Below are 6249 nucleotides of genomic sequence, written 5' to 3' on the forward strand. Positions count from 1 at the left end.
GCGGTGGGCCATGACAAACTCTTTCGCCAGCTGCTCCAGCGGTTTCCCGGTCCTGGCGACTTCCTCTTTCATCATCTCGGCAAAGCCGTCGGAAAGGGTGGGGCCCGGCAGCACGCTGTTGACGGTGACGCCGCTGCCGGCGACGTATTTCGCCAGCCCGCGCGCCAGCGACAGCTGGGCGGTTTTGGTCACTCCGTAGTGAATCATGTCCGCCGGCACGTTGCGCGCCGATTCGGAAGAGATAAACACCACCCGACCCCAGCCCTTTTGCACCATCCCCGGCAGCAGCGCCCGCGACAGGCGCACGCCGGACATCACGTTGGTCTGCCAGTAGTTTTCCCAGGTTTCGTCATCGGTATCATAGAAATCCTGCGGGCCATAGATGCCGGCGTTGTTGACCAGAATATCGATGCCGACCAGCGCCTGCAGCAGCTGATTCACGCCCTGGGCATCGCTCAGGTCGGCGACCGCCGGACGCGCGCTGGCGCCCGGGACTTCATTTTGCAAACGGGCGATGGCCTCGTTAACGCTGCGCTCGCTGCGTCCGTTAATCACCACCTCCGCGCCGCTCTCCGCCAGCCCTTTGGCGATGGCAAAGCCGATCCCCGCGGTTGATGCGGTCACCAGCGCGACCTTCCCCGATAAATCAATCTTCATAACCCTGGCCTTAATGTGTAAGCAACGGACCATTAAGCGTAGCAGCTGACGCCGGCGCAGGGCGGGGAGAGAGGTTGCAAGGTGTTAATAGCCCGTCTGCTTATCGACCAGATTTTTCAGCGGCAGCGCCTGCTGCTGGCGCTGAATATTTTCCAGCAGCTGGCGGGCGATCACCTGCGCCGGGGCGATGGAGGCGATATGCGGGGTGATGACCACCCGCGGATGCGACCACAGCGGGTCGGTGTCCGGCAGCGGTTCGACCGGGAAAACGTCCAGCAGCGCGCCCGCCAGCCGGCCGCTGTCCAGCGCCTGCAGCACGTCGAGATTCACCATGTGCTCGCCGCGCCCGCAGTTGATCAGCACCGCGCCTTCCGGGAGCTGGTCGAGCAGGGGCCGCGCGAGGATGCCGCGGGTCCGCTCGGTAAGCGGCAGCACGTTGATCAGCGCGTCCAGCTCGCCGAGGAAGCCGGCGGCCTGCGCATCGCCGTGGTAGCAATGCACGCCCGTCAGCCGCTTTTCGCTCCGCGCCCAGCCGGAGACGCGGTACCCCAGCCCGGCAAGGCGGGTAGCGATGTAGCCGCCGATTTCACCGAGCCCCATCACCCCGACGCGAAAATCGGCGGCGGCCCGCTGCGGGTAGCCCTGCCATACCCGCTCGCGCTGATGCGCCAGCGCGCGGTCAAAGTGGCGCTGAAACCACAGCACGCCCCACAGCGCGTATTCGAACATCCCGTGACGAAAATCTTCATCCACCACCCGGCATAGCGGAACCTGGCTGGCGAACACCGCTTCGGGAAGGTGGTCAACCCCGGCGGAGGCGGCCTGGATAAGCTTTAGCCCCGGCGAGCGGGCCAGCAGCTGAGGGTCGGGAAACCAGCAGCTGGCATACTCCGCGCGACCTGCCGCCGGATGGTCGGGCAGGACCGCCGTCACGTGGGGAAAAAGGCGCAGCGCGTCGCAAATCTCGCGGGCGTAGTGTGGGTCATTGCAGTCGACAACGATAGTCAGGTTCGGCATAGGCATTACTCTTTATAAGCGGTGTCGAGGCGGTTAAGGCGGCGCAGCCACGCCTGCCAGACCTGCTGGCGCTCGTGCTCCACGCCCATCAGCTGTTCGCAGGCGTGCTGGCTCAGGTGCGCCGGGATGAGGTGAATCGCGCTGAGCGGGGCGAGCTGGGCGGTCGCCATCTGAATTTCGCAGGCGCGGTTGAGGTAGTACATGATGTAAAACGCATCGGCGACGGTGCGCCCGACCGACAGCAGCCCGTGGCTCTGCAAAATCATGGCGATATTATCCCCCAGCGAGCGCTGAATGCGCGCGCGTTCGTCGAGGTCAAACGCCACCCCTTCATACGGGTGATAGCCGACGCGCTGATAAAACTCGGTGCTGATCTGGTTAAGCTGCAGCAGGCCGTCCTGGCAGGCGGCGACCGCCATGCCCGGCAGCGTATGGGTGTGGATCACGCAGTGGGCATCCTCCCGCGCCATATGCACCGCGCTGTGGATGGTAAAACCGGCCGAGTTCGCCGGGGCGGAGCCCTCCACCACCTTGCCCTGCATGTCGACGACAATCAGATTGCTGGCGGTCACCTCGTCGAACATCATGCCGAACGGGTTAATCAGAAACCGCGGTTCGCCGTCGCCGGGCAGGCGCACGGAAAAGTGGGTATAGAGGGTATCTTCCCAGCCAAACAGCGCCGCCAGGCGGTAGGCGGCGGCCAGATCCTGGCGCAGTTCACGTTCAGTAGCCATTTATTGTACTCCCATAAATTCACGGATGCGGGTCAGCCCCGGATCGCCGGCGCCGTCGCGGATGCGCCGGGGCGGCACATCGCTCACCACCACGCCGTTCTCCATCATCACCACCCGGTCGGAAATGGATAGCGCGAAGTCCATCTCATGGGTGACGATCAGCATCGTCATCCCTTCGCGGGCGAGAGACTGGATTACCTTCAGCACCTCGCCGACCAGCTCCGGATCCAGCGCCGAGGTAGGTTCGTCAAACAGCATAATGTCCGGTTTCAAGGCCAGCGCCCTGGCGATGGCAACGCGCTGCTGCTGGCCGCCGGAGAGCTGCCAGGGGTATTTTTCGCCATGGGCCAGCAGCCCGACGCGATCCAGCAGGTAGAGGGCCTGCTCCTTTGCCACGTGGCGATCGGCGAGCTTGTGATACAGCGGGGCCAGCATCACGTTGTCGAGCACCGTGCGGTGGGGAAAGAGGTTGAAGCTCTGGAAAACCATGCCGATCCGGCGCACGCCGGCGCGCATCTGCGGCTTATCGACGATCGCCGCGCCTTTCAGGTAATCCTCGCCGTAGAGAATAATCTCCCCGCCGTCGAGGCTTTCCAGGGCGTTGATGGTGCGGATGAGGGTGGTTTTGCCCGACCCGGACGGCCCGATGATGCTGATGACCTCGCCGTTGTTGACCTGCAAATCGATGCCTTTCAGCACCTGATGCTGGCCCCAGGATTTTTCGATCGCCCGCAGATCGAGGGCCGGTGGGCTGCCGCTGGTGGGCTCGGCCTTCACCGCCTGCGGCGGCGCTTTCAGGCCCTGGCGCAGGGCCTCGCATTCGGCGTCGTTGAAGGTTGGCGGGCGCTTTTGCTGAATATCGAGCCGGTTTTCCAGCGCCCGGAACAGCCAGGTAAATATCGTCACCACCATCACGTAGTAGACCGCCACCGCCAGCAGGGTCTCCATCACGAGGAAGTTCTGCGCGTACAGGCGCTGGCCGGTAAGCAGCAGCTCCGGGAGCGAGATCACCGACAAAATCGAGCTGAGCTTAATGATGGTGATGTATTCATTAATCATCGTGGGCAGCGAGATGCGGAACGCCTGTGGGATAATAATCAGGCGCTGAATGCCGATAAAGCTGAAGCTTAAGGCGTGGCCGGCTTCGCTCTGTCCCTTCGCCACCGAAATTAATCCGCCGCGATGAATTTCCGCCATATAGGCCGCCTCGGTGACGGTCATCGAGACCAGGCCGGCAATAAACGGCACCCCGAGCAGCGGCTGGGTGGCCGGAAAGAGCTGCGGCAGGTTATAGACAAACACCAGCAGCACCATCAGCGGCACGCTGCGGAAAAACCAAATATAGAGTTCGACGGGAACCTTCAGCCAGCGCGGGCCGGAGAGTTTCGCGCAGGCTAAAAGAAAACCTAATACCAGGCCAATAAACCACGACAATGAACTGACGACGATGACGGTAACGCACGCCTGCCAGAATGCCCCAATGCTAAATAACGAGAAAAAGTATCCCCAATCGAACTCCATACCGACTCCTGTTGCGCATTGGCGTGATCGTATTTAATCGATGCGTTCTAAGTTGTATTTCTTGATGATGGCGTCATATTTGCCGTTGGCTTTTAAGGTGGCTAACGTTGATTTAATCGCCTCCACCAGTTCGCTATTGCCTTTGCTGACGTAAATCCCCAGCGGCAGGGGGTAGACCAGCCGGGTGGAGCTAATCGCCAGCCGTCCGCGGCTCTTATCGACAAGAATTTGCGCCGCCGGAGCGATCTCTAACTGCGCGCTAATATTTTTCGATATCAGGGCCTGGGAGACTTCCGGGGCAGTCGGGAACTCCTGAATGCTGATGGCCGGTTTGCCGTTTTTCAGGCAGTACTCGTCGGAGTGATTCTTCAGGCTGGCGACCCAGCTGGTGCCCTGCTGCAGCCCCACCTTGACGCCGCACAGGTCGTCTTCCGTTTTCGGCTGAATCTCGCCGCTCTTGAGGGCGATAATTGACGCGCCGGAGAGGGCGTAAGGCACCGCATCGGCCTGTTTAAGGCGCTCCGGCGTGATGTACATCCCGGAGATCACCGCGTCATATTTCTTGCCAATCCCTAAGATCAGGCTGGTGAATTTGGTATCGATCAGCTGCGGTTTGGCCTTCAGCTGCTCGGCAATCAGCGCGGCGAATTCCGGGTCGAGGCCGACGATATTGTTATTGCTGTCGTAAGATTCAAACGGCGGATAGGTCACCTCCATACCGACCTTAAATACGCCGTCCGTCAGCAGCTCTGCGGCCTGGGTCAGCGGAGAAAAGCAGGCGGCGACGGCGATGCCCACCGCCACACGGCGCGAGAGCTTATGGAGCGTTTTTTTCATCATGTATCCTCACGGGTTAGTAACGGTTTTTTGCTGGGCTTGTTTTTTCAGATGACCAAAGGTGTTGGTGCCTCGGGCGCGTTCCGGGAGCTGCAGCTCGCCTTTGTTGACCTTTTCGCGCAGGTAGCGATAGGTCTGCAGCGCCTGGCTCCACATATGCTCGCCAATGCTCAGTTCCTGATAGTCGCTGGCCTCTCCGGCGGCTAAAAAGCTGGGCAGCGGGCGGATCAGGGTGTGGTAATCGCAGGCGAAGAACAGCGGGAAGGAGTAGCGCTCCTGCGGCACCTTGCGGACACGGTGGGCTGTAGCAACAAACGTGCCAGCGCTTAGCACTTCCAGCATGTCGCCGATATTGATAACAAAAGCCTCTTCTCCGGCGGCGCTCTTCGCCGGCGGCGCGTCGATCCAGGCGCTGTCTTCATTCAGCACCTCAAGGCCCGGCTGGTCGGCGAGCAGCAGGGTGAAGCACTCGTAATCGGTGTGTGCACCAATACCGGGAACGTCTTCGGCGCTGGCGTCAAAGGGGTAGTGGATCAGGCGCAGCTTCGACGGCGGGCAGGTCACCATCGCCTTGAAATAGCCCTCCGGCAGGCCAAGGGCGAGGGCGAAGGCGTCAAACAGGCGATGGCCGAGGGCAAATACCGCTTCATAGTAGGCCAGCACCCGGGACTGAAACTCGGGCAGCTGCGGCCACTCGTTGGCGCCAATCAGCGGCGTTCCGGCCAGCACGAACGGGTGGTCATCCGCGGCCTGAAAGCCAATATCAAACGCTTCTTTGTGGTCCGGCTTGCCGGAGCCGTAGATCTCTTCCCCTTCCGGGACGTAGCCTTTGTGGCTGCGGGAGTGGCCGATGTAGTACTCCATCTTTTGCTCCATCGGCAGGGCGAAGAGCCGTTTGGCCGCCGTGCGGATCCCGGCGATCAGCTCGGGGTCAATGCCGTGGCCGGTGATGTAGAAAAAGCCGACTTCCCGCGCCGCTTTGCCGATGGTGTCGGCGACGGCCTGGCGCTTCGCCAGACTGTCGCTGGCCAGATCGCTGATATCGATGGTCGGTAACTCGGTGAAAGAACTTTTTGCGACGTTCATGGCTGCGGATCCTTTTCGGTTAGCGATAAAAACTCGGCAAAATGCTGCTGTTCATGTTCCGCCATCCACGCATTCAGCGACCACAGATCGGCCACCGGGACGTTGGTAAACGGCAGGTGGTGCAGATAGCCGTCGGGGCCAAACTCGGGGGTCAGCGTGGTTTGCTGATACCCGCGCCGGCGCTGCGACTGCCAGATCTGCTGCCAGAAGCGCTGCTGAAACTGCAGCGCGGCCTGATATTCCGGCGCCGCCGGATGCGGTACCTGCGGCCCCTGGTCGTAGCCGGCGCGGGCCTGAACGTGGTGGACACGATCGATAAAGGCGCTGAAATCATCGCAGGGGTCATCCAGCAGACGCTCGCTCACCACCAGCCCGTGGCTGACTCTGGAAATTATCC

General features: G+C 61.5%; 6 protein-coding genes and 1 pseudogene. All 7 read right to left on the reverse strand.

Translation table 11 applies throughout. The annotated features are described in order from the left end of the window. On the reverse strand, positions 1-657 hold a 657-nt coding region (locus PFH44_RS23845), incomplete at its 3' end, for an SDR family NAD(P)-dependent oxidoreductase (RefSeq protein ID WP_283826360.1). Between the two features lie 84 nt (positions 658-741). After that, positions 742-1674, reverse strand: a complete 933-nt coding sequence (locus PFH44_RS23850) for a 2-hydroxyacid dehydrogenase (protein ID WP_283826361.1) — start codon at positions 1672-1674, stop codon at positions 742-744. Between the two features lie 5 nt (positions 1675-1679). Next, positions 1680-2408 (reverse strand): class II aldolase/adducin family protein, encoded by a 729-nt coding sequence (locus PFH44_RS23855; RefSeq protein ID WP_283826362.1) that lies wholly within the window; start codon positions 2406-2408, stop codon positions 1680-1682. Beyond that, positions 2409-3929, reverse strand: a complete 1521-nt coding sequence (locus tag PFH44_RS23860) for an amino acid ABC transporter permease/ATP-binding protein (RefSeq protein WP_283826363.1) — start codon at positions 3927-3929, stop codon at positions 2409-2411. 33 nt (positions 3930-3962) lie between these two features. Beyond that, entirely contained in the window at positions 3963-4766 is an 804-nt protein-coding gene (locus PFH44_RS23865; RefSeq protein ID WP_133600295.1) for an ABC transporter substrate-binding protein, read from the reverse strand. Between the two features lie 9 nt (positions 4767-4775). Further along, the gene (locus PFH44_RS23870; RefSeq protein WP_283826364.1) at positions 4776-5852 is read right to left on the reverse strand and encodes an isopenicillin N synthase family dioxygenase; all 1077 of its coding nucleotides are present in this window, start codon (positions 5850-5852) and stop codon (positions 4776-4778) included. Beyond that, a pseudogene (locus PFH44_RS23875) lies at positions 5849-6249 on the reverse strand (sugar phosphate isomerase/epimerase); the annotation flags it as partial. The gene PFH44_RS23870 and the pseudogene PFH44_RS23875, both read right to left, overlap by 4 nt.

Origin of the sequence: Klebsiella sp. Ech2A, assembly GCF_030078455.1 — a bacterium.
GTDB classification, from domain to species: Bacteria; Pseudomonadota; Gammaproteobacteria; order Enterobacterales; family Enterobacteriaceae; genus Klebsiella; species Klebsiella terrigena.